21 protein-coding genes are annotated in these 21,050 nt (G+C 67.4%); 7 read left to right on the top strand and 14 right to left on the bottom strand.

Annotation, left to right across the window (positions count from 1 at the left end; all coding sequences use genetic code 11):
- Positions 1 to 4: 4 nt before the first annotated feature.
- The 4 genes from AX284_RS03560 to AX284_RS03545 form a co-directional block, all read right to left on the bottom strand.
- On the bottom strand, positions 5 to 1,441 hold the full coding sequence (locus AX284_RS03560; protein ID WP_068383621.1) for an NAD(P)(+) transhydrogenase (Re/Si-specific) subunit beta: 1,437 nt from the start codon (positions 1,439 to 1,441) through the stop codon (positions 5 to 7).
- 1 nt (position 1,442) lies between these two features.
- Positions 1,443 to 1,757 carry an NAD(P) transhydrogenase subunit alpha gene (locus AX284_RS03555; protein WP_068383619.1) on the bottom strand — a complete coding sequence of 105 codons (315 nt, stop codon included), beginning with the start codon at positions 1,755 to 1,757 and terminating at the stop codon, positions 1,443 to 1,445.
- A gap of 35 nt (positions 1,758 to 1,792) precedes the next feature.
- Positions 1,793 to 2,911, bottom strand: coding sequence for a Re/Si-specific NAD(P)(+) transhydrogenase subunit alpha (locus AX284_RS03550; RefSeq protein ID WP_068383617.1), 1,119 nt, complete (start codon positions 2,909 to 2,911; stop codon positions 1,793 to 1,795).
- 124 nt (positions 2,912 to 3,035) lie between these two features.
- Complete coding sequence (locus AX284_RS03545) at positions 3,036 to 3,908, bottom strand: alpha/beta hydrolase family protein (RefSeq protein WP_068383615.1); 873 nt, start codon at positions 3,906 to 3,908, stop codon at positions 3,036 to 3,038.
- A gap of 73 nt (positions 3,909 to 3,981) precedes the next feature.
- Here AX284_RS03545 and AX284_RS12130 point away from each other — a divergent pair, with 73 nt between their 5' ends.
- Both AX284_RS12130 and AX284_RS11935 read left to right on the top strand, forming a co-directional pair.
- Positions 3,982 to 4,545 (top strand): TetR/AcrR family transcriptional regulator, encoded by a 564-nt coding sequence (locus AX284_RS12130; RefSeq protein WP_068383613.1) that lies wholly within the window; start codon positions 3,982 to 3,984, stop codon positions 4,543 to 4,545.
- Positions 4,546 to 4,605: 60 nt separating this feature from the next.
- Positions 4,606 to 4,743, top strand: a complete 138-nt coding sequence (locus AX284_RS11935) for a hypothetical protein (RefSeq protein ID WP_177329639.1) — start codon at positions 4,606 to 4,608, stop codon at positions 4,741 to 4,743.
- Between the two features lie 605 nt (positions 4,744 to 5,348).
- Here AX284_RS11935 and AX284_RS03535 read toward each other — a convergent pair.
- Both AX284_RS03535 and AX284_RS03530 read right to left on the bottom strand, forming a co-directional pair.
- Complete coding sequence (locus AX284_RS03535) at positions 5,349 to 6,197, bottom strand: ureidoglycolate lyase (RefSeq protein WP_068383611.1); 849 nt, start codon at positions 6,195 to 6,197, stop codon at positions 5,349 to 5,351.
- 43 nt (positions 6,198 to 6,240) lie between these two features.
- Positions 6,241 to 6,981: an SDR family oxidoreductase gene (locus AX284_RS03530; protein ID WP_017638687.1), complete on the bottom strand. Its 741-nt coding sequence runs from the start codon at positions 6,979 to 6,981 to the stop codon at positions 6,241 to 6,243.
- A gap of 347 nt (positions 6,982 to 7,328) precedes the next feature.
- On the opposite strand from AX284_RS03530, the gene AX284_RS03525 reads away from it, so the two are divergent.
- A complete protein-coding gene (locus tag AX284_RS03525) occupies positions 7,329 to 8,159 on the top strand; it encodes a PhzF family phenazine biosynthesis protein (RefSeq protein ID WP_068383609.1) in 831 nt (276 codons plus the stop codon).
- 7 nt (positions 8,160 to 8,166) lie between these two features.
- Here the strand turns inward: AX284_RS03525 and AX284_RS11895 are convergent, their stop codons facing one another.
- The gene (locus AX284_RS11895; protein ID WP_160329272.1) at positions 8,167 to 8,334 is read right to left on the bottom strand and encodes a hypothetical protein; all 168 of its coding nucleotides are present in this window, start codon (positions 8,332 to 8,334) and stop codon (positions 8,167 to 8,169) included.
- Positions 8,335 to 8,510: 176 nt separating this feature from the next.
- On the opposite strand from AX284_RS11895, the gene AX284_RS03520 reads away from it, so the two are divergent.
- A complete protein-coding gene (locus AX284_RS03520; protein WP_064308437.1) occupies positions 8,511 to 9,293 on the top strand; it encodes an aldolase in 783 nt (260 codons plus the stop codon).
- A gap of 9 nt (positions 9,294 to 9,302) precedes the next feature.
- On the opposite strand, the gene AX284_RS03515 is transcribed toward AX284_RS03520, so the two are convergent.
- The gene (locus AX284_RS03515; protein ID WP_068383607.1) at positions 9,303 to 9,584 is read right to left on the bottom strand and encodes a hypothetical protein; all 282 of its coding nucleotides are present in this window, start codon (positions 9,582 to 9,584) and stop codon (positions 9,303 to 9,305) included.
- Between the two features lie 381 nt (positions 9,585 to 9,965).
- A complete protein-coding gene (locus AX284_RS03510; RefSeq protein WP_068383605.1) occupies positions 9,966 to 12,053 on the bottom strand; it encodes a hybrid sensor histidine kinase/response regulator in 2,088 nt (695 codons plus the stop codon).
- 316 nt (positions 12,054 to 12,369) lie between these two features.
- Here AX284_RS03510 and AX284_RS03505 point away from each other — a divergent pair, with 316 nt between their 5' ends.
- Positions 12,370 to 13,731 carry an MFS transporter gene (locus tag AX284_RS03505; protein WP_017638693.1) on the top strand — a complete coding sequence of 454 codons (1,362 nt, stop codon included), beginning with the start codon at positions 12,370 to 12,372 and terminating at the stop codon, positions 13,729 to 13,731.
- A 154-nt stretch (positions 13,732 to 13,885) separates the two neighbouring features.
- Positions 13,886 to 14,950 (top strand): 2-isopropylmalate synthase, encoded by a 1,065-nt coding sequence (locus tag AX284_RS03500; protein WP_064308118.1) that lies wholly within the window; start codon positions 13,886 to 13,888, stop codon positions 14,948 to 14,950.
- Here AX284_RS03500 and AX284_RS03495 read toward each other — a convergent pair.
- Together AX284_RS03495 and AX284_RS03490 are read right to left on the bottom strand one after the other, a co-directional pair.
- Positions 14,913 to 15,725, bottom strand: coding sequence for an AraC family transcriptional regulator (locus AX284_RS03495; protein WP_064308119.1), 813 nt, complete (start codon positions 15,723 to 15,725; stop codon positions 14,913 to 14,915). The two genes, AX284_RS03500 and AX284_RS03495, sit on opposite strands and share 38 nt — an antisense overlap.
- Positions 15,725 to 16,219, bottom strand: a complete 495-nt coding sequence (locus AX284_RS03490; protein ID WP_068383603.1) for a MarR family winged helix-turn-helix transcriptional regulator — start codon at positions 16,217 to 16,219, stop codon at positions 15,725 to 15,727. The genes AX284_RS03495 and AX284_RS03490 overlap by 1 nt, the downstream gene beginning before the upstream one ends.
- Positions 16,220 to 16,297: 78 nt before the next feature.
- Here AX284_RS03490 and AX284_RS03485 point away from each other — a divergent pair, with 78 nt between their 5' ends.
- A complete protein-coding gene (locus AX284_RS03485; RefSeq protein WP_068383601.1) occupies positions 16,298 to 17,512 on the top strand; it encodes an MFS transporter in 1,215 nt (404 codons plus the stop codon).
- A 10-nt stretch (positions 17,513 to 17,522) separates the two neighbouring features.
- Here AX284_RS03485 and AX284_RS03480 read toward each other — a convergent pair whose 3' ends face one another.
- The 3 genes from AX284_RS03480 to AX284_RS03470 all read right to left on the bottom strand — a co-directional run bounded on the left by AX284_RS03480 (position 17,523) and on the right by AX284_RS03470 (position 20,814).
- Positions 17,523 to 18,884, bottom strand: coding sequence for an ATP-binding protein (locus AX284_RS03480; protein WP_068383600.1), 1,362 nt, complete (start codon positions 18,882 to 18,884; stop codon positions 17,523 to 17,525).
- Positions 18,881 to 19,546, bottom strand: coding sequence for a response regulator (locus AX284_RS03475; RefSeq protein ID WP_068383599.1), 666 nt, complete (start codon positions 19,544 to 19,546; stop codon positions 18,881 to 18,883). The genes AX284_RS03480 and AX284_RS03475 overlap by 4 nt, the downstream gene beginning before the upstream one ends.
- Before the next feature lie 311 nt (positions 19,547 to 19,857).
- Entirely contained in the window at positions 19,858 to 20,814 is a 957-nt protein-coding gene (locus AX284_RS03470; RefSeq protein WP_068383598.1) for a cation diffusion facilitator family transporter, read from the bottom strand.
- Positions 20,815 to 21,050 lie beyond the last annotated feature (236 nt).

Here is a 21,050-nt window from a genome sequence, read left to right as displayed (position 1 = left end):
GGGCTTAATCCACTGCCTTGACCATCTCCTCGATGACCTTCTTGGCATCGCCAAAGACCATCAGGGTCTTGTCCAGGTAGAAGAGTTCGTTGTCCAGGCCCGCGTAGCCGCTGGCCATGGATCTCTTGTTGACGATGATCGTCTTGGCCTTGAAGGCTTCGAGGATGGGCATGCCGGCGATGGGCGAGGTGGGGTCGTTCTTGGCGGCCGGGTTGACCACGTCGTTGGCGCCGAGCACCAGCACCACGTCGGCCTGGCCGAATTCGGAGTTGATGTCGTCCATCTCGAACACCTGGTCGTAGGGCACCTCGGCCTCGGCCAGCAGCACGTTCATATGGCCAGGCATGCGGCCGGCCACCGGGTGGATGGCGTATTTCACCGTCACCCCGTTGTGCACCAGCTTCTCGGTCAGCTCCTTGAGCGCGTGCTGGGCGCGGGCCACGGCCAGGCCGTAGCCGGGGACGATGATGACGCTGTCGGCGTTGCCCAGCAGGAAGGCGGCGTCGTCCGCCGAGCCGGATTTGACCGGGCGTTGCTCCTGGCTGCCGCCACTGGCCGCCGCTTCCGTCGCCCCGCCGAAGCCGCCGAGGATGACGTTGAAGAAGGAGCGGTTCATCGCCTTGCACATGATGTAGGAGAGAATGGCGCCGCTCGATCCCACCAGCGAACCGGCGATGATCAGCATGGAATTGTTGAGCGAGAAGCCGATACCGGCGGCGGCCCAGCCGGAGTAGCTGTTGAGCATGGAGACCACCACCGGCATGTCGGCGCCGCCGATGGGGATGATGATCAGCACGCCGATGACGAAGGCCAGGGCCACCAGCACGGCGAAGGCGCCGAGGTTGCCGCTGAAGGTGAACATCAGGCCCAGGGCGAGGATGGCCACGCCAATGGCCAGGTTGAGGATGTGCTGGCCGGCGAACTGCACCGGGGCGCCCTGGAACAGGCGGAACTTGTATTTGCCGGAGAGCTTGCCGAAGGCGATCACCGAGCCGGAGAAGGTGATGGCGCCGATGGCCGCGCCGAGGAACAGCTCCAGGCGGTTGCCGCTGGGGATCGGCTGGCCAAAGGTGGCGACGATGCCCAGGGACTGCGGCTCGACCACCGCGGCGATGGCGATGAACACCGCGGCCAGGCCGATCATGCTGTGCATGAAGGCCACCAGCTCGGGCATCTTGGTCATTTCCACGCGCTTGGCCATGATCGCGCCGGCGCTGCCGCCCACCAGCAGGCCGACGATGACATAGCCGATGCCCTGCACCGCCAGCTCGCTGCCGAGCTTGTGGATCAACGCCAGGGTGGTGAGCACGGCGAGGGTCATGCCGGCCATGCCGAAGGCGTTGCCGCGGCGCGAGGTGGTGGGGTGGGAGAGACCCTTGAGCGCCTGGATGAAGCACACCGAGGCGACGAGGTAGAGCAGGGTGATGAGGTTCATGCTCATGTCAGGGCTTCTCCGCCGAGGCCTTGGGGGCCTTCTTCTTGAACATCTCCAGCATGCGACGCGTGACCAGGAAGCCGCCGAAGACGTTGACTGCCGCCAGGGCCACGGCCAGGGTGCCCATGAGCTTGCCCAGCGGGGTGACGGTGAGGGCGGCGGCGAGCATGGCGCCGACGATCACGATGGCGGAGATGGCGTTGGTGACGGCCATCAGGGGGGTGTGCAGCGCGGGGGTGACGTTCCAGACCACGTGGTAGCCGACATAGATGGCCAGCACGAAGATGATCAGGTTGTAGATGCCGTCGGAAATCAGATCCATGGGGGCAGTCCTTTAAATAGAGGGCCGGGCAGGCGTCAGGCGTTCTTGCGGCGCAGTTCGCCGCCGTCGCACATCAGGCAGGCGGCGACGATGTCGTCGTCCAAGGCGAGGTGGAAGGCCCCGTCCTTGAGCACCAGCTTGAGGAAGTCCAGCAGGTTGCGGGCATAGAGCGCCGAAGCGTCCGCCGGGACGCGGGCGGCCAGGTTGCCGTAGCCCACCAGGGTGACGCCGTGCTTGACCACCACCCGGTCCAGCTCGGTCAGCGGGCAGTTGCCGCCCTGGCTGGCGGCCAGATCGATGACCACGGAGCCGGGCTTCATCTCGGCCACGGTGGCTTCGTGCAGCAGGGTGGGGGCGCGGCGACCGGGAATCAGCGCGGTGGTGATGACGATGTCGGCCTGCTTGGCGCGTTCGTGCACGGCCTTGGCCTGGCGCTCCATCCAAGAGGCCGGCATGGGCCGGGCATAGCCGCCGACGCCCTCGGCGCACTGGCGCTCCTCTTCGGTCTCGAAGGGCACGTCGACGAACTTGGCGCCGAGGGATTCGATCTGCTCCTTCACCGCCGGACGTACGTCCGAGGCTTCGATCACCGCACCGAGGCGCTTGGCGGTGGCGATGGCCTGCAGCCCGGCCACCCCGGCACCAAGGATCAGCACCCGCGCGGCCTTCACCGTGCCGGCGGCGGTCATCAGCATGGGCATGAAGCGCGGATAGTGGTCGGCCGCCAGCATCACCGCCTTGTAGCCGGCGATGTTGGCCTGGGAGGAGAGCACGTCCAGGCTCTGGGCGCGGGAGGTGCGCGGCGCCGCTTCCAAGGCGAAGGCAGTGAGGCCGCGGGCGTTGAGCTGGTCGAGAGTCTCCTGAGAAAAGGGGTTGAGCATACCGATCAGCACGGCGCCAGGCTTCATCAGCGCCAGCTCTGCCACATCGGGCGCCGCGACCTTGAGCACCAGGTCGGCGCCCAAGGCCGCGGCGGCATCGCCGAGCTGGGCGCCAATGGCGGCATAGGCCGCGTCGGGCACGCTGGCCCGCTCGCCAGCACCCTGTTGCACCACCACCTGGTGGCCCTGGCCGATCAGTTTCTTGAGGGTTTCGGGGGTCGCGGCCACGCGCGTTTCCCCTGCACCGGATTCCAACGGGACGCCGATCAGCACGGGTGTCACTCCTTGTTATTCGTGCCGCCACAATGGGACCTGGGGCAGCGGAGTGGCTGTCCGGAAACGACGGGTAGCTTTTGGAAAAGCGACAGGCGCGCCGCTGGGGCGGTCTGTTTGGGACTTAGCTCAGACCCGGTGAGCGGGGCAGGGCGGCGAACCAGTCCAGGGCGCGGTCCCACAGCGGCTGGGCGTTGGCGCGGAAATAACCCATGTGGCCAATGGCGCCGCCGTGCTGGCGGGGGTCGAGGTCTTCGCGCTGCAGGTCGACGTTGCGATAGGCCTGCATGAAGGCATCACGCGAGCGCGGCGTGGCCCAGAGGTCGTCCAGGGCGTTGACCGCGACGATGGGCGTGCGCACCTCGGCATAGCCCGCTTCGATGCCCCGCATGGCCGGGTCGTCGAAGAAGTAGTGGGGATAGCTGCACCAGTGGCGCCACTGGCGATAGACGTCGCGTGGCAGGTCTTCGCCCAGGCCCAGGGCGCTCCAGGGGCAATAGCCTTTCCACCAGGTCAGCACCGGCAGCACCAGCTTCCACATGCCCAGCACCTTGAGGCGTTCGAGCGGCGGCATGTAGCCGTGCCAGCCGGCGCTGGTGCCGAAGACGTAGAAGCCGGCGACCTTGGCGTGATTGGGCAGCAGGCCGAAGGCATGGCCGCCATAGGAGTGGCCGACCAGGTAGAGGGGGACGTCGCCCTGGGCCATGGCGTCCACGGCGGCGGCGAGGTCCTGGCGCGCCCAGTCCAGCAGGTCCATGCGAAAGCCCTTGAGCGAGGCGGGTGCGGAGCGACCGACGCCGCGATAGTCCAGGGTCAGGGTCTCGAAGCCGCGGGCCGCGGCGTGCTGGGCGAAGCGCCGGTAGAAGCCCTGGGGCACGGCGGTGGCGCCGGCGACGATTAGCCGTCCCTGCAGCGGCCCCTGGGCGGGATAGCGACTGGTGCTGAGGCGATAACCGTCCGCGGTGATCAGGTCCTCGACGAGGGCGTCGCTGGGCATGGGGTGGTCCCTATGACAGTTGTTATAATGCCTGGACGGTAGATTATGACGACTGTCATAGCAAGGAGAATGAATGACCGAGCAGTCGACGGTGCGGGAACGGGTACTGGTGGCCGCGTCGGCCATGCTGGCGCAGCACGGCCTCAATGCCACCAGCATCCGCGAGACCATCAAGCGCGCCGAGGCACCGCTGGGGTCCACCTATCATCACTTTCCCGGCGGCAAGCATCAGCTGGTGGTGGAGGCGGTGGAGCTGGCGGGCGCCCAGGTCAGTCGCGATCTGGAGCGGCAGCTGCAGGCCGGGGCCCTGGCGGGGATCCAGGGCTTCCTAAGGCTCTGGCGTGACATCCTGCTGGACTCGGATTTTCGCGTCGGCTGCCCGGTGATGGCGGTGGCGGTGGAAGAGCCGGTGGACGAGATCGCCCAGCGCGAGCTGGACGCGGCGGCGGGCATCTATCGCCGTTGGGAGGCGCGCTTGCAGGTGGCGTTGGTCGAGCATGGGCATTCGGCCGAGGCGGCCACGGGGCTGGCCACGCTGCTGGTAGCGGCGGTGCAGGGGGTGATTCCGCTGTGTCGTGCGCAGCGCAGCATCGAACCCTTCGACCGGGTCGCCGAACGTCTGGTGGCGCTGATCTAGCGGGAACGTAGCCGGGGCCGGCGGACTCCACCGAGGGCACTTCTTTTATCGGAGTACCTCATGAATCCCGAACCCGCGGACGACAAGCAGACCCCCCACGACTACGACGAATACGGCGACGTGCCGGATTCGGCGGACACCACCACCACCGAAGAGCGCGAGGACCTGGACGACAGTCCCTTGAGTCCCAAGCGGTAGCGGACTGGTGTTTGGCGCGTGGACAAGGCTGCGCCGTTGTCCACGCTACGAGGTGCCACGATGCCGGCCCCTCGTTGGGCTTCGCTGCGCTCAGCACCAACCTACGTCGAGCCTAGCGTAGGGTGGAAAACCGCAGGGCGTTTTCCACGCATCGCTGCTCTCGGCTAGCGCCAAACCTAAAGGCTATCCACGGAGCCGCCCCCTCTCCCTCTGGGAGAGGGCTGGGGTGAGGGAGTCCGTGTCTTGTTGGGCTTCGCTGCGCTCAGCGCCAACCTACGTCGAGTCTGGCGTAGGGTGGAAAACCGCAGGGCGTTTTCCACGCGTTGCTGCTTTCGGTTAACGCCAACCTAAAGGCTATCCACGGAGCCGCCCCCTCTCCCTCTGGGAGAGGGCTGGGGTGAGGGCAGCCGCCCTCCGTTGGGCTTCGCTGCGCTCAGCGCCAACCTACGTCGCATCTGGCGTAGGGTGGAAAACTGCATGGCGTTTTCCCCGTAGTGAGGTTCTCTGATTACTCCACGTGTGCTCTTCATCGGCATGACCATTTCCTCACCCCCCGTGCCCGTTCAAAACGGGCACGGCGATGTCAACGCGGATGAAGGGCGCTTTCAGTCGGCGGCGACGGTGCGCTGGTGCTGCTCGCCCAGGCCCTGGATGCCCAGGCGCATTTTCTGGCCGGGCTTGAGGTACACCGACTGCGGCTTGACGCCCATGCCCACGCCCGGCGGGGTGCCGGTGGAGATGACGTCACCCGGTTGCAGGCTCATGCAGCGGCTGAGGTAGGCAATGATCTGGGCCACCGTGAAGATCATGGTGCGGGTGTTGCCGTTCTGGTAGCGGTGGCCGTCCACCTCCAGCCAGAGGTCGAGGTTCTGCGGGTCGGCCACCTCGTCGGCGGTGACCAGCCAGGGGCCGAGCGGACCAAAGGTGTCGAAGCCCTTGCCCTTGTCCCAGGTACCGCCGCGCTCGATCTGCCACTCGCGCTCGGAGACGTCGTTGACCACGCAATAGCCGGCCACGTGATCCAGGGCATTGGCCTCGTCGATGTAGCGTCCGGCCTTGCCGATCACCACGCCCAGCTCCACTTCCCAGTCGGTCTTGGTCGAGTCGCGGGGGATCTGCACGGCGTCGTTGGGGCCGCAGATGGCGCTGGTCCACTTGTTGAACACCACCGGCTCCTTGGGCACGTCCAGCCCGGATTCGGCGGCGTGATCGGCGTAGTTGAGGCCGATGCAGATGAACTTGCCGACCCGACCGACGCAGGGGCCCAGGCGCGGTGCGCCGTCCACCAGCGGCAGACTGTTCGGGTCCAGCTGACGCAGCCGGGCCAGGGACTCGGCGCCGAGCGCCTCGCCAGCGAGATCGGCCACCTGGCCGGAGAGATCGCGAAGCCGGCCCTGGGCATCCAGCAGACCGGGTTTTTCCTGGCCCTGGGGGCCGTAGCGCAAGAGTTTCATCGGAGCTCCTATGAGGGGAAAAGGGTGCGGACGAAAAACGGCGTCAGACGCTCCAGCCGCCATCGATCACCTGGGCGGTCCCGGTAACGAAGGCGGCGGCGTCGGAGGCAAGATACAGGGCGAGGGCGGCGATCTCCTCCGGCCGACCCACGCGACCCATCGGCTGGCGGGCGGCGAAGGCGGCCTGCACCTCGGCTTCGCTGCGGCCTTCACGGGCGGCCTGGTCGGCGATGCGCTGGTGCAGCGAGGGAGAGTCCACGGTGCCGGGGCAGATGGCGTTGCAGCGGATGCCCTGGCCGACATAGTCAGCGGCCACCGACTTGGTCAGACCGATCACCGCCGCCTTGCTGGCGCCATAGGCGCAACGGTTGGCCACGCCCTTCAGGCTGGAGGCGATCGAAGCCATGTTGATGATGCAGCCGCCGCCCTGGGCCAGCATGCCGGGTAGCACGGCGCGGATCATCCGGTACATGGCGGTGGCGTTGAGTTCGAAGGAGAAGCGCCAGGCCTCTTCGTCGCAATCGAGGATGCTGCCGGCATGGACGTAGCCGGCGCAGTTGAACAAGACGTCGAAGCTGCCCAGCTCGGCGACCAGAGCCGACACGGCCGCGGCATCGGTGACGTCGAGCACCCGGGTCTGCAGGCCATCCAGGCTGTCCAGGGCGGCGGCATTGATGTCGGTGGCGATGACCTCGGCACCGGCGCGATGGAAGGCGAGGGCGGTGGCCCGACCGATCCCCTGGCCGGCGGCGGTGACCAGAACGCGTTTGCCTGCATGACTCATGCGGGAGACCTCTTGGCTGGCTTTTGTTATGGATCGCCTGACCGCCAATGGTCATGGGTCAGGCCGTCGGTCGTATTGTTTAGACCCCGCCAGGTTCACAGGCAAGGATTTTTTCGCGACACAATGCGCGACCTGAACGAGGCGGCAGTACCCCTTTCGGTGATCGGAAAGGCCAGGTTCCAACGATAGATCGCTGTCCGACTCCGCGTCCTCACCGCCGCCAAGTAGCTGCCGGGCAGCTTCTCTTCCGACACCCATCTGTACGGACCTTTCGCGGCTTGGCTGTGGCTGGTCCGGCCTGGGCTCCACCGGTGACAATCGGCTCTTTGCCCCAAGAGCCTGCCGCCATGTCCCTCGTTTTCCATCAGGTCGATGTCTTCGCCCAGCACCCCCTGGAGGGCAATGCCCTGGCGGTGGTCTGCGGTGCCGATCAACTTTCCACCGAGCAGATGGCCGCCCTGGCGCGCTGGACCAATCTGTCGGAGACCACCTTTCTCCTCGAGCCCACCGATCCGGCCGCGGACTACCGGGTGCGCATCTTCACCCCGGTCCGCGAACTGCCCTTCGCCGGCCATCCGACCCTGGGCAGTTGCCATGTCTGGCTGCGCGAAGGCGGACGACCCAAGGGCATCGAGGTGATCCAGGAGTGCGGCGCCGGCCTGGTGCCCATCCGCGCCGCCGGGGAGGAACTGGCCTTCGCCGCGCCGCCACTGCTGCGGAGCGGGTCGGTGGCGCCCGAGGTGCTGGCGTGCATCGCCCGTGGCACCGGCCTTTCGCCCGCACGCATCCAGGCCAGCCAATGGGCCGACAATGGCCCTGGTTGGGTCGCGGTGCTGCTGGAGTGTCGCGAGGAACTACTGGCGATCCGCCCGGACTATGCGGCGCTGGAAGGCCTCAACGTCGGCCTGATCGCACCCTGGACGGGCAGCGCTGCCGAGGCGCAGTTCGAGGTGCGCGCCCTAATGGGCGAGGAATTCGCCGAAGACCCGGTCACCGGCAGCCTCAACGCCAGTCTGGCGCAGTGGCTGATCCCGGCGGGCCTGGCCCCGGAGCGCTACCTGGCCAGCCAGGGCACGGCCATGGGTCGCCGTGGTCGGGTGCGGGTGGCCCGCATCGCCGACCGCATCTGGGTGGGCGGCGCGGTGCAGGATTGCATCCGCGGCACCCTTACCCTCTAGGCGCGGATCAGAGCCCGACCGAGCGTCCCTTGAAGCCGGCGGCATCGAAGTAGCGGGTGCTGCCGACATTCTGGGTCTTGAGTCCGGCGACCAGGCCGCTCGCCGCCGGCGCAGCACGCCGCACCTGGTGGCTGGCCTTGACCCGCTTGTTGCCCTCCAGACTCTCGCCGAGCACCCGACCAGTTGCCCCTTGGCTGGGATCTCCAGGGGCAGCAGGTGGGCCAGGGCTCTCTACGGAAGCGAAGACAGCAGATATATAACAAGAGACTGCTGAATCTTCATGATGATAGTCCCATGGCAGGGAGCGGCATCCTTTGTGCAGCGTTCCGGCCTCTTCCCAAGGAGCAACCCATGGCCCACGCCTTCGAGAGTACCGACGCCACTGCCCATCAGCTTGATCTGAATACCCCAGCCATCCGCCAGGCGCGCATCGATCTTGCCGCCTGCTTTCGCATGGCCGCCCGCCTGGGGCTGGGCGAAGGCATCTGCAATCACTTTTCCTTCGTGGTGCCGGGCCACGACGAGCTCTTCCTGGTCAATCCCTATGGGCTGGCCTTCGCCGAGGTGACCGCCTCCTCGCTGCTGATCTGCGACTTTGTGGGCGGTGTGGTCGTGGGGGAGGGGGCTCCCGAAGCCACCGCCTTCCATATCCACGCCCAGCTGCATCGGCTCAATCCGGGCGCCCGGGCGGCCTTCCACACCCATATGCCCAACGCCACGGCGCTCTGCCTGCTGGAAGGCGACCCCTTCGTCTGGGCTGGGCAGACCGCGCTGAAGTTCTATGACCGCCTGAGCGTGGACGAGGACTACAACGGCCTGGCGCTGGACGCGACCGAGGGCGAGCGCATCGCCCGGGCGGCAGGTGACGCGGCGGTGGTCATGCTGAAGAATCACGGACCCCTGGTGCTGGGGCCGAGCATCGCCGAGGCCTGGGACGATCTCTACTATTTGGAGCGCGCCGCCGAGGTGCAACTCAAGGCCATGGCCAGCGGCCGACCACTCAAACCGGTGGCGCCAGCCATCGCCCACGCCGCCTGCCAGCAGATGCTGCAGGGCAATGCCGACAGCGCGCGCCTGCACCTGGACAGCGTGAAGCGTCAGCTCATGCGGTTGGAGCCGGATTATCGGGACTGAGCGGGGCGGTCAGCCGCCGCGGAGGCGGCGCTGGGGCACGGCCTGAGGCTGAGGGGTGGAGCGGTCCAGGGAGTCGATTACGACACTGGGCAGCTGGGCATCCAGCTGCTCAACCAGGCGCTCGCGCAACTGGCGCTTGATCGTACGGCTCAGGTCGAGCTGTCCATGATGATCCAGGGCCAGAAAACCCTGCCAGAGCATCTCGATGGACAGGGACGGGGCCTCCGCGCCGAGGGGGCAGACATCGAAGGCGAGCGACGAGGCGGTGGCTGACGGCATCCTGGTGATCATGGCTGTCCCTCCTGGACGAGAGCCTCATGATGCCAGGGCCGGCGAATGTCGCTGCAGTGGCAAAGCGCGGACCCGTGGACTGTTGCGCATTTTGTCGGCGCGAAAAAAAGCCCGGGATCCTCCCGGGCTGAAAGCGCAGATGTCAGCTTCTACGATGCCTTTCGGCACGAGGTAGAGCTTGCCATCGTCCGGCTTATGGCTGGCTTAACGTGGTTAGCGAATCAACGAGGCCAGCAGGGCCATGCAGGCGATCAGGGTAAAGATCAGCAGCAGGTGAACCAGAGAGCGCTTGTCCATAGGCTTCTCGACAACAGAGGGCACTGAAAAAAGTGATGGCGAATAATATCAAAAAGCCATCATTCGTAATCGCTCAGGCTGGGTTCAGCGTTCGTCGAGCAGTAACTGGATGCGTCGCTCCAGCGTATCCAGGGTGAAGGGCTTGGTCAGCACCTGCATGCCCGCCTCGAGATCCCCGGCACCTATGACATTGGCCTCGGCATAGCCGGTGATGAACAGCACCGGCAGCTGCGGCTGCAGGCCGCGCAAGGCATCGGCCAGTTGGCGACCGTTGAGCGCGCCAGGCAGGCCGACGTCGGTGACCAGCAGATCCAGATGGCTGTCGGGCGGGAGCAGCGCCAGGGCGGTGACGGCATCGGCCGCTTCCAGCACCCGGTAGCCCTGGGCGGTCATGGCGTCCACCAGCAGGGTACGGATGGTCGGTTCGTCGTCGACCACCAGGATGGTCTCGCCCTGGCCGGGCAGGTTGGGTTCGGGCTCGGGATGGACCGGGGGGCTGACCACCGGCGTCAAGCCATGGCGCGGCAGATAGAGGTGTACCCAGGTGCCCGCGCCGGGGGCGGAGTCGATGCGGATCTCGCCCCCCGATTGCAGCACGAAACCATGCACCATGGAGAGCCCCAGTCCGGTGCCCTGGCCGAGGGGCTTGGTGGTAAAGAAGGGATCGAACACCCGCGCGAGGACCTCGTCGCTCATGCCGCTGCCGGTATCGCCCACGCTCAGGCGCACGAAGTCGCCCGGGGGCAGCGCCTGGTGCTCGGCCTGGGCTTCGTCGAGACACTCATTGCCCAGGACGATGCGGATGCGACCGCCGTCCGGCATGGCGTCACGGGCATTGAGGCAGAGGTTGAGCAGGGCGTTTTCCAACTGGGAGGCGTCGATGTGGGTCAGCCACAGCTGGGGATCGGCTTCGCGCTCCAGGGCGATCTGCGGGCCGATGCTGCGCTGGATGAGGTCTTCCAGACCGATCACCAGTCGTTCCAGCGCCACCGGTTGCGGATCCAGGGTCTGGCGCCGGGAAAAGGCCAGCAGCCGGTGGGTCAGGGCGGCGGCGCGCTGGGCGGCGCTGCGGGCGGTGCCGGTGTAGCGATCCAGGTCCTGCAGCCGGCCCTGGCGCAGACGCAGGTCGAGCATCTCCAGCGAGCCGAGGACGCCGGTCAGCAGGTTGTTGAAGTCATGGGCGATGCCCCCGGTGAGCTGGCCGACGGCCTCCATCTTCTGCGACTGGCGCAGGGCTTCCTCCATGACCTGGATGCGCTGTTGTTCTTCAAGGCGCTCGGTCACGTCGTAGGCGAATTGATAGGCACCGATGGAGCGTCCTTCGGCATCGTGCAGCGGGCTGAATTGCAGTTCGTAATGGCGCCGGCCCGGCCCTTCGCCCAGCGAGATGATCTCGCTGAAGGTCTCGCCGGCGAAGGCGCGGCGCCAGTGGGCGAGGATGCCGTCGCGCAATTCGGGCCGCTGCCTGAGGCTTTCGCTGAAGGAATCGCCGATGCGCGGCCGGACCCCGATCTCCTGCTCGAAGACATCGGCGCCGGAGCCGTTGATCGCCAGCCAGCGGAAATCGAAATCCAGCACCTGGATCAGGGCGGCGGCGCCATCCACCACGTTGGCCAGGATGCGATTGGCCGCCAGGGCGGCCTGTACCCGTTCTTCGAGGGTCTCGTTGAGTTGCCGCAGGGCCGCTTCGGCCCGCTTGCGCGGGGTGATGTCCTGGAACAGCACCGCGACCTGCCGGCGACTGGCCGGCTCGATGCGAAAGGCGGTGACGTCCAGATAGCGGCCGGTGGCCACCAGCTCCTGCTCGAAGCGGATGGCTTCGCCGGTCCGCAGCACATGGCCGTAGCGATCGAGCCAGGCCTGGGCCTCGTCGCCGACCATGTCGCGCAGCCTCTGGCCGACCACGTCGGGGATGCCGGCATGGGCGGTATAGGCCGGGTTGGCCTCGACATGGACATAGTCGCTCAGCGGTCCATGGGGGCCATCGATGAATTCGATGACGCAGAAGCCCTCGTCCATGGCATTGAACAGGAACTGGTAGCGCTCGTTGGCCAAGGTGGCGGCGCCTTCCCGGGGCGCCGCGCACGCGTCCAGCTGCTGACGCAGGTGACGATTGCTCTGCTCCAGCTCGGCGAGGCGCGCCAACAGGGAGGGGGTATCGGCGAAGGACACGGCAGGCTCGGCAGAAAAGATGAGGCGACGGCTTCGCTTCAAAGATGGGGCATTAGACGTCCGCGGGCGAGAAAGTGCCAGGCGCGTCACAGATCCTTCGCCCTCATATTTCTCGCTTGCCCACGTCCATTCGAGGCGCAGGGAGGACAGAGTCGGGCAGGGTGTTTACCCCCAGACGAGAGGGTTGACCACTCTGCTTTGGGTGGATTGACACCTTTGAAAGTCACTCATACGATGTCATATGAATATCTGGTAACAGCTTTCCAACGACCCCGGTTCACCCCGGTCAATAACAACAAGTCAGGAAGCCCATTCAATGACTATCCAGGTCACTCCCGAGACGGAGTCCGCCCTGCGGCCGCAGGACACGCCCGTCGCCGCTACCTCGCAAACCTCCCGTTTCACCCGCTATCGCTGGCTGATCTGCGCCCTGCTGTTCGTCGCCATCGGCATCAACTATATCGACCGCCAGATGATCGGCATCCTCAAGCCCACGCTGCAGGCGGACCTGGGCTGGACGGAGACCGACTACGCCAAGATCGTGTTCTGGTTCCAGTGTGCCTATGCCATCGGCTTCCTGACCTTTGGCCGCATCATCGACAAGGTCGGGGTGCGCATTGGCTACGCCCTGGCCTTCACCATCTGGACCATCGCCAGCATCGGCCACGGCATCGCCCACACCGTCACCCACTTCGTGCTGGTGCGCTTCACCCTCGGTTTCGGCGAGTCCGGCAGCTTTCCGGCCAGCCTCAAGGCGGTCTCGGAATGGTTTCCGCAAAAGGAACGCGCCCAGGCCACCGGGTTGTTCAATGCCGGCACCGCCATGGGACCTATCATCACACCTTTGCTGGTGCCGGCCATCACCCTGGCCTGGGGCTGGCGTGCGGCCTTCATCTCCATCGGCCTGGTCACCGCCCTGTGGCTGATCGCCTGGCTGCTGATCTATCGCCGTCCCCATGAGCACCCCAAGGTGAGTCGCGAAGAGCTGGCCTACATCCAGGCCGACGACGGCTCCCCGGTATCGGCCAAGCCGGCCGTCGAGACCAAGATCTCCTGGTTCAAGCTGCTGACCTTCCGTGAGACCTGGGCCTATGCCGCTGGCAAGTTCCTCACCGATCCGATCTGGTGGCTGTACCTGTTCTGGCTGCCGGACTTCCTCGGCAAGACCTATGGCCTGAATCTGAAATCCTTCGGTCCGCCGCTGATCGCCATCTACATCCTCGCCGATATCGGCTCGGTAATGGGCGGCTGGGGCTCCTCCAAGCAGATGAAGCTCGGTCGCAGCGCCAACCTGGCGCGCAAGACCACCATGCTGCTCTGCGCCCTGGCGGTCATCCCCATCGTCACTGCCCAATTCGTCTCCAGCCTGTGGCTGGTGGTGGGCATCATCGGCCTCGCCGCCGCGGCCCACCAAGCCTGGTCGGCCAACCTGATGACCCTGCCGTCGGATCTCTTCCCCAAGGAAGCCGTGGCCTCGGTGATCGGCATCGGCGGTACCGCCGGAGCCATCGGCGGCATGCTGATGACCACCTACAACGGCTACATCCTGGAGATCTTCAAGTCCTACCAGCCGATCTTCATCGTGGCCGGCAGCGCCTACCTGGTGGCCATCGTGGTCATCCATGTGCTCACGCCGCGCCTCAAGCCGGTGCCGCTGGAGCGCATCTCGGTAGACTGATCGTTAGCGTCCGAGGCACACACAGCCGCCGGGTCATCCCCGGCGGCTTTTTTCATGCCGGTGGCTGTCCGGATCGCGCAGGGCGCTGTCCTGCTCGCGAGCGCAGCGGCCAGGGTGGCCGGTCAGACTCTGGGGCCTAGCCCTGGAGTCTCCCATGCTCAAGCAACCCCAGACCAAGTACCAAGCCTTCGCCGCGCCCCACCTGCCCGATCGCCAATGGCCGGGCCGTCAACTGACCGAGGCGCCGCGCTGGTGCTCCACCGATCTGCGCGACGGTAACCAGGCGCTGATCGAGCCCATGGGACTGGAACGCAAGCGGCGCTTCTTCGCCTTGCTGCTGGCAGTGGGTTACCGGGAAATCGAGGTGGCCTTTCCGGCGGCGTCCCAAACCGATTTCGCCTTCGTGCGCGAACTGGTCACGGCGGACGGGCTGCCGGACGATCTCTGGCTGCAGGTGATGACGCCAGCGCGCTATGAGCTGATCGACCGCACCTTCGCGGCCCTGGTGGGCGTACCCCGGGCTATCGTGCATCTCTACAACGCCACCGCGCCGCTGTTCCGTCGGGTGGTGTTCGACCAGGATCGCGCCGCCACCCTGGCCATGGCGGTCGCCGGGACCCAACGCGTGCGCGCCCGGTGCGACGCCCAGCCGGAAACGGCCTGGACCTACCAGTATTCACCGGAGACCTTCTGTTTCACCGAGGCGGACTTCGCTCTGGAGATCTGCCAGGCGGTCCGCGAGGCCTGGCAACCGTCGGCGGAGCGCCCGCTGATCCTCAATCTGCCGGCGACGGTGGAGGTGGCCACCCCCAACGTCTATGCCGATCAGATCGAGGGTTTCATCCGCGGCCTGGGGCCGGCGCCCCATGTGACCATCAGCGTCCATCCACACAATGACCGGGGCACCGGGGTCGCCTGCGCCGAACTGGCCCAGCTGGCCGGGGCGACGCGGGTGGAAGGCTGCCTGTTCGGCAATGGCGAGCGCACCGGCAACGTGGACCTGGTGACCCTGGCGCTGAATCTCTACAGCCAGGGCATCGCGCCGGGGATCGATTTCTCCCGCCTGGAAGAGGTGGCCAGCGTGGTGGAAGCCTGCAACCAGCTGACGATCCACCCGCGCCATCCCTATGGCGGTCGTCTGGCCCTGGCTGCCCGCTCGGCGCAGAGCGCGGCCCTGGGGCTCATCGATCCAGCCGAGCTGGGCCGGGTGGCGGGCTAGGGACGACAGGCAGTTCCGTCTGGCCCCGATAGGCCGAGGGCGACACGCCCAGCACCTGGCGGAAGCGGGTGGCGAAGGCGCTGGGACTGGCATAGCCGTGATCCAGGGCCACGTCGACGATGGCATGGCCGGCGGCCAGCGAGGTGAGACTGGAATCCAGTCGCGCCCGCTGCAGCCACTGCCCGAAACTCAGGCCGGTCTCCTTGAGAAACAGCCGGCTCAGGGTGCGTTCGCTGACCGCCAGCCGCTTGGCGGCCCGGGTCAGCGTCCAGCGTTCGCCTGGGTGCTGGCGCAGGTGGCGGCAGAGGTCGGCGAGCGTGGCATCCACCGGCCAGGGCAGGTGCAGCCCGGCGGTGGGCGAGCCCTGCAGTTCGTCGAGCATCAGCTGCAGGATATGCCGGGCGCGGCCCTCGGCTGGCCTGTCGACCGGCAAGGGTAGGGCGGCCAGGATGAGTTCCCGCAGTAGCGGCGAGACGGCGATCAACTGGCAGCGCGTTGGCAGATCGGCGCGCACCTGGGGGTCGACGAACAGGGTGCGTACCTCGACGCGTCCCAGCAGGTGCAGGTCGTGCTCTTCGCCCGCCGGTACCCAGACGCCACGCTCCGGCGGCACCACCCAGCGCCCCTGGGCGGTGTTGACGATCACCACGCCGCACTGCGCATGGATCAGTTGCGCCTGGCGATGGCTGTGGGGTGGCACCCGATCGCCATGGGCGTAGTCCTGGGCCACGGCGTGCAGGCCGTTGCATGAGCTGAAGTCGATGAGCCTGGTCATCAGCAGGGTGCGCGGCCGGCCAGCCACTTGCCCAGCAGGGCATCCAGCTGCCGCTGCTCGGCCTCGCTGAGGGTGGCCAGGGCGCGGCGTTCGTTGTCGACGTGGGCGGCCATCAGCCCGTCGATCAGGGCGAAGCCCGCGGCGGTAAGGGCGACCAGGGTACTGCGGCGATCCTCGGGATTCTTGCGCCGCTCGATCAGGCCGGCGCGCTCCAGGCGGTCGAGGCGATTGGTCATGCCGCCCGAGGAGATCATGGCCGATTCATAGAGCACCGTCGGACTCAGGGCATAGGGCTCGCCGGCGCGCCTCAGGGTCGCCAGGACGTCGAATTCGCCATAGTGCAGCCGGTGTTCGTCGAAGAAGGGCTGCAGGACATCGCGACTGAGCACCTGGGCCACCTCGCCCAGACGACCCACCAGGCGCATGGGCAGGGGATCCAGGTCGGGGCGCTCGCGGTGCCACTGGTCCACGGCGAATTCGGCGCGATCGGCCATCGGCTTACCTCGGGAATATATCTTGATGTTAAGATACTTCTCGTCAAGAGAAATACCGCGTCACTTTGGAGATTGTCCATGCTTTCCGCGTCATCATCATCCCCGACCACGCCCGCACCGCGCCAGGACGCCTTCCTCGCCGTGCTCTTGGTGCTGCTGGTCGGCCTCAATCTACGGCCCATCCTGGCCGCTATCGGTCCGCTGCTGGATGGTATCCAGGCCGCGACCGGCCTGGAAGGCAGTGGTGCCGGGGCGCTGACCACCCTGCCCATCGCCGCCATGGGGCTCTGCGCCCTGGGTGGCGCGCGCTTACAGGTCTGGCTCGGTGAGCGCCGCGGCATCGCCCTCGGCCTGCTGCTGCTGGCCCTGGCCAATGCCTTGCGTTGGGAAGAGCCGAGCGGCCTGGGGCTGATCCTCACCGCCGCCCTGGGCGGTGTCGGCATCGCCCTGGTACAGGCGCTGATCCCGGCCTATATCCGCCGCTGCCATCCGCAGCGCACCAGCACCCTGATGGGGCTCTACACCACCGGCATCATGGGCGGCGCGGCCGTGGCGGCGGCCACCGCGGCACCCCTGGCCGAGCAGTGGGGTTGGGCCCAGGGTCTGGCGCTCTGGACCCTGCCGGTGCTGCTGGCGCTCGGCATCTGGCTGGCCCTGGCCCGTCCGGATGCGCCGGCGCAGGATGCTGCACCTCGCGCACAACCCTGGCGTCAGCGCCAGGCCTGGCTGTTGCTGGCCTTCTTCGGCATCGGCACTGCGGCCTACACCCTGGTGCTGGCCTGGTTGCCGCCGTACTACACCGGCCTCGGCTGGCAAGCCGCCGACAGCGGTCTGCTGCTGGGCGGCGTGAGCCTCGCCGAGGTCAGCGCCGGTCTCCTGCTGTCGGCCACCATCGCCCGGCTGCGCAATCGCCGGCCGCTGGTGTTGGGCGTGCTCGGCGTGGTGCTGGTGGGACTACTGTGCCTGGCGCTGGCGCCGCTGCAACTGGCGGTGCCCACCGCCATCCTGCTCGGCCTGGGCATCGGCGCGCTGTTTCCGCTGTCGCTGATCCTGGCGATGGACCAGGTGCGCGATCCCGCCGAAGCCGGGGCCCTGCTCGGCTTCGTCCAGGGCGGTGGCTATCTGATCGCCAGCCTGGCGCCGCTGGCCGCCGGCATCCTGCGCGACTACCTGGACAGCCTGGCCAACGCCTGGCTGCTGATGGCGGTGGGCGTGGTGCTGCTGATGGGCCTCGGTCTGCGTCTGACCCGACCCGCGCGGCCGGTCTTGGCGCGCGGTTGCCAGCAGGCCTAGCCGTGTAAACCTAGCCCGCGCGCGGCAGGCGCAACTCCACCCGGAGGCCGCCCCGGGCGCGATTGCTGAAGCTCAGGGCACCGCCCAGCCGGCGGGCGATGGTCTCGACGATGGCCAGCCCAAGCCCGGCGCCCTGGGGATTGCCGGCACTGTAGAAGCGATCGCACAGCCGCGTGAGCTCGGCCTCGTCCACCCCGGGGCCGCGATCCTCCACCCGCAGCAACACGCCGTTGTCCTGGCTGGCCTCGATGCCGACCTCCACCGCACTGCCGGCAGGGGCGAAGGCCAGGGCGTTGGTGACCAGATTCTGCAGGGCGATGGCGATGGCATCCGGATCGCCCAGCACCGGTGGTCCGGCCTGGGCCGCCAGCACCAGTTCCACCTGATGCTTGAGTGCCAGGGGCGTCAATTCCGCCAGCTCTTCGCGCACCAGGGGTTCCAGGTCCAGCGCCTGGACCTGGGCGGCGCCGGGTTCCAGCCGCGCCAGGGTCAGCAACTGGCTGGCCAGACGGGTGGCTCGACCGACGCCCTGGCGCAGATAGCCCAGGGCTTCCTCGCGTTCTTCCGCCGTCTCGGCGTGCTGGGCGTTCTGCGCATGCAGATCGAGGATCGCCAGGGGGGTACGCAATTCATGGGCGGCGTCGGCGATGAAGCGGCGCTCGCGCTCGAGCAGGGCGCGCAACTGGGCGAGCTGGTGATCCAGGGCGCCACGCATGGGCTGCAACTCCGGCGGCAACGGTCCGGCCGGCAGCGGCGCCAGGCTGTGGGGGTCGCGCTCGCGCAGCTTGCGGGCGAAGTGCTGCAGCGGGCGCAGGCCCCAGCCCAGCAGCAACCAGAGCACCCCGACCAGCAGCGGCAGGCCCACCAGGGTCGGCCAGAGGGTATGGCTGACGATGCGCTGGATCAGGTCCTGGCGCAGGTCCTCGCGCTCGCCGACCCAGATGCGCAGGCCGCCATTGGCGGTACGCACCAGCATTCCGCACCATTCGCGACCGTTGTCGAACACCTCGTGCAGCCCCTCGGGCGGCACCTCGGCCAACCGCGGCGCCTGGCCGGACCGGGCCAACAACTGGCCGTCCGCGCTCCAGATCTGGAAGGTCAGCTGATTCTCGTAGGGGTGCGCTGGTACGCTGCCGGGAACGGGTTGCATGGCCCGGTCGAACACCCGGATCAGCTCCGGCCAGCGATCCGCCGCTGGCGTACCGGCCTGCAGCAGGCCTTCCAGCAGGCGCGCGCCCTGGACCAGTTGGGCGTCGTAGATGCCCTCGATCTCGCGATGGCTGTCGCGCAGGGCCAGCAGGGCGAGGGCCAGACTGCCGGCCAGCACCAGGGCCAGGGTGGGGGCGAGGATGCGGGTACGGATGGCGATCATGGCTGACGCTCCAGCAGATAGCCCACCCCGCGCACGGTGCGGATCAGGCCGCTGTCGAGCTTCTTGCGCAGGTTGTGGATGAGCACTTCCAGGGTGTTGCCCGAGGCCGCTTCCTGCCAGCCATAGAGCGCATTGCTCAGCCGCTCGCGGGTGATGACGGCGCCCGGTCGCAACAGCAGCTGGTGCAGCAGTTGATACTCCATGGGGGTCACCATCACCTCGGCGCCGCGATAGTGCACTGCCTGGCTGGCCGGATCGAGGCTGATGCCAGCGTGCTCCAGCAGCGGTTGCGCTCGGCCACAGCTGCGGCGGATCAGGGCCCGCAGGCGCGCCTTGAGTTCGTCCAGGTCGCAGGGCTTGACCAGATAGTCGTCGGCGCCGGCATCCAGGCCCTGGATGCGATCGGCCTTGGCATCGCGGGAGGTGAGTACCAGCACCGGCACCTGGCCGTCGGGTTGGCTGCGCAGGCGGCGCAGCAGATCGAGGCCGTCCAGCCGTGGCAGACCCAGGTCCAGCAGCACCAGGTCGAAGCGCTCGGACGCCAGGGCGTGCTCGGCGGCCAGGCCGTCGGCCACCCAGTCCAGGGTATAGCCCTCGCCGCGCAGGGCCATGCGGATGCCCTGGGCCAGGGCCGCATCGTCTTCCACCAGCAGTACCCGCACGCCTGTCTTCCTCGCTCTGCCATGCCGCCAGCCCGTCATCATCGCCGCGAAGACCGGGCGCCGGCGAGGGCGACTGTTACCGGGCGTTACATGCCGAGGCTGGTCTGAACAGTCGCCGAGCGAAGGTCAGGCGAGGCGCAACGACCAACGGGAGTAACAACCAATGGCTGGCTCGAAGGGTGAGCCCAGCGAATCACATCCATGAGGAAGCGGATCGGCCTCGCACGCGAAGTTACGGGTGGTAAATGAGCATTCCGACCCAGCGGGTTTTTAACGCAGCCTGGGCTGGCGCAGGCACTGTTCAGACAAGTCTAGGCGCAGTGCCCGTCGAGGGTGCCCGGCGGATCCACCTGCACCGTCACGTGCTGCAGCCCATGGCGACTGCGCAGCAGCTCGCCCACCAGGGTCGGCAACCGCAGCGGATCGCTGCCCGGCGCCGGGGTGATGTGCAGGGTGGCGATGCGGGTTTCGTCGGTCAGCGTCCAGACGTGCAGATGACCCACCTCGGCCACCTCCGGCAGGGCACGGACCGCCGCCGTGGCACCGGCCGTGTCGAATTCCCTTGGCGCGGCCTGCAACAGCACCGCGCCGGCATCGCGCACCAGGGTCCAGGCCGATTTGACGATGAGCAGGGCGACCAGGATCGACAGCGCCGGATCCAGCCAGGTCCAGCCGGTCCAGAGGATGCCCAGGGCGGCGGCGATGGCGCCCACCGAACCCAGCAGGTCGCCGGCCACATGGAGCAGCGCGCCGCGCAGATTGCTGTCGTCCTTGTGCCCGCCGTTCAGCACCAGGAAGCCGACGATATTGACCACCAGACCGATCACCGCCACCACCAGCATGGGGCCGGAGAGCACCTCGGTGGGCTCGCGCAGCCGCATGATGGCTTCCCAGCCGATCCACAGGACCAGCAGCAACAGCGCGACGCCATTGGTCAGGGCGGCGAGGATACGCACCCGGTGGAAGCCATAGGTGAAGCGGGCATTGGCCGCCTTGGCCGCCACGCGGTAGGCCACCAGGGCCAGCAGCAGGGCGGCGGCATCCGAGACCATATGCCCGGAATCGGCGATCAGCGCCAGGGAGCCGGACCACCAGCCGCCCACGGCCTGGACGATGGCGTAGCCAAAGGTCAGGACGAAGACCAGCTTGAGCTTGCGCTCGTTGTCGGCGGTGACCCGCGGGGCATGGGCGTGACCATGGCCGTGATCGTGGCCATGCTGATGATCGTGATCGTGATCGTGATCGTGGTGCGGGGTGGAGCCACTCATCTACAGGTCTCCGAAGGGTTGAGGAGGCAGCGGGCAATAGCCTTTCTGTGACCATCCTGAAGCCTGAAGTGACTTCAGGGTCAAGCCGGCCGGCTACCGGCTGACCGCCTGGTCATCTGTTACCGCGCATGAGTCACTAAGACTTCATTAAGGTTCGCCCCTCAGGGTAGCGGCTTCCTGTCCTTGGAGCCCGCTCATGGCCGCTCGCCTTCGCTTCCCCTTGCGCTTGCGCAGGG

It is taken from the genome of Pseudomonas sp. HUK17, assembly GCF_001566765.1.
The sequence above is the reverse complement of the archived record's forward strand: the minus strand, read 5'-3'. Positions and strand labels throughout refer to the sequence as shown.